The organism is Xanthobacter sp. BG11Y11_SDJG (assembly GCF_057364445.1).
This window is the reverse complement of sequence record NZ_JBNFNU010000586.1, coordinates 1-1,844: the sequence shown is the minus strand read 5'-3', so window position 1 is coordinate 1,844 and position 1,844 is coordinate 1. Positions and strand designations below refer to the sequence as shown.

The 1,844-nt window shown below is 72.5% G+C and carries 2 protein-coding genes and 1 pseudogene; all 3 read left to right on the top strand.

What is annotated here, in order from left to right; all coding sequences use genetic code 11:
• Positions 1-263: DUF1636 family protein (locus AC2W7M_RS24700; RefSeq protein WP_486135685.1), on the top strand; the 263-nt coding region annotated here is incomplete at its 5' end.
• Positions 260-1,294, top strand: coding sequence for a cobalamin biosynthesis protein CobW (gene cobW / locus AC2W7M_RS24695; RefSeq protein WP_486135683.1), 1,035 nt, complete (start codon positions 260-262; stop codon positions 1,292-1,294). The genes AC2W7M_RS24700 and cobW, both read left to right, overlap by 4 nt.
• A gap of 25 nt (positions 1,295-1,319) precedes the next feature.
• Positions 1,320-1,844 (top strand): annotated as a pseudogene (locus tag AC2W7M_RS24690) (cobaltochelatase subunit CobN); the annotation flags it as partial.

Genomic DNA, 1,844 nt, shown 5'->3' with positions numbered 1-1,844 from the left:
CCCCGGCCGCGACCGCCATCGAGCCCGTGCGCTGCCTCGCCAATTGCAAGCGCGCCCTTTCCGCCGCCATCGCCCGCGCCGACGGCTGGACCTATGTGTTCGGCGACCTCGACGACGACAGCGCCGGCGACCTCGTCGAAGGCGCGCGCCTGCTCGCCTTGGCCGAAGACCGCCTCATGCCCTGGCGCGGCCGCCCCGAGCGCCTGAAGCGCGGCATGGTGGCGCGCATTCCCCCTCTCTTCCCCAGCAAGGACCGTCCATGACCGCGCCCTCCCTCGTCCGCGTGCCCTGCACCATCGTCACCGGCTTCCTCGGCTCGGGAAAGACGACGCTGATCCGCCACATGCTGGAGAATGCCGGCGGCCGGCGCCTCGCGGTGATCGTCAACGAATTCGGCGACGTGGGCATCGACGGGGAGATCCTCAAGGGCTGCGGCGCCCCGGCCTGCACGGAAGAGGACATCGTCGAGCTTGCCAATGGCTGCCTGTGCTGCACCGTGGCGGACGATTTCGTCCCGGCGCTGGACAAGATCCTCGCCCGCGCGCCCGACCACATCCTGATCGAGACCTCCGGCCTCGCTCTGCCCAAGCCCTTGGTGCAGGCCTTCCAGTGGCCGGCGGTGAAGAACCGGGTGACGGTGGACGGCGTGGTCGCCGTGGTGGACGGCCCCGCGCTCGCCGAAGGCCGCGTCGCCAGCGATCACGACGCGCTCGACGCCCAGCGCGCCGCCGACGAGAGCCTCGACCACGAGGACCCGGTGGAGGAGGTGTTCGACGACCAGATCGCCTGCGCCGACCTTGTCGTCATCTCCAAGGGCGACCTGATCGACGGCCCGGCGGCGGAAGCCGCCGGCGCCCGCGTCGCCGCCCATTTGTCGCGCGCCGTGAAGGTCATCACGATCACGCAGGGCCGCGTGGACCCGGCGGCGCTGCTCGGCCTCGGCCTCGCCGTGGAGGACGAGATCGACGCCCGCCGCACCCATCACGACGACGAAGAGGACCACGACCACGACGATTTCGACAGCGTCGTCGTGCCCCTTCCGGAGATTGCCGATCCGGCCGATCTCGCCGCCCGCGTGGCGCGCGCGGCGGAGGCCGCCGACGTGCTGCGGGTGAAGGGGTTCGCGGCGGTGGCCGGCAAGCCCATGCGGCTCCTCGTGCAGGGCGTCGGTCCGCGGGTGTCGCACCATTTCGACCGGGCCTGGAGCGCCGGAGAGGCGCGGCGCGGCGCGCTGGTGGTGATCGGCCTCAAGGGCTTCGACCGCGCCGCGGTGGAACGGACGATCCTCGGCTGAGGCCGGAACACGAGCGAAGGCGCCGATGCACCTGCTGTCCACCACGTCCGCGACCCTGGAGGATCTCGCCGAGCCGGTGGATCTCGCCCAGGCGCCCGCGGACATGGTGGCGCTCTCCTTCGCCGACAGCGACCTTCTCGCGCTCGCCGCGGCTTGGCGGACCGGTCGCGCCCGCCTGCCGAGCTTGCGCCTCGTGCGGCTGAAGGACCTCAGGCACCCCATGTCGGTGGACCTGTGGCTGGAGAAGGTCGCGGCCCATGCGAAGGTGATCGTGGTGCGCCAGCTCGGCGGGCTCGACTGGTGGCGTTATGGCGCCGAGCGGCTGGCGGCCGTGGCGCGCGAGAAGGGCATCGCCTTGGCGCTGCTGCCGGGCGAGGACCAGGACGATGCCCGGCTCGCCGCGCTCTCTACGCTCCCGCCCGTGGAACTGGCGCGCTGGCTTGCGTATTTCCGCGCCGGCGGGCCGGACAATCTTTCCGGCCTGCTCGATTGCATGGCCTACGCCGCCGGCGCCGAGGGGGAACCGCCGCCCGCGCCGCGCCCGGTGCCG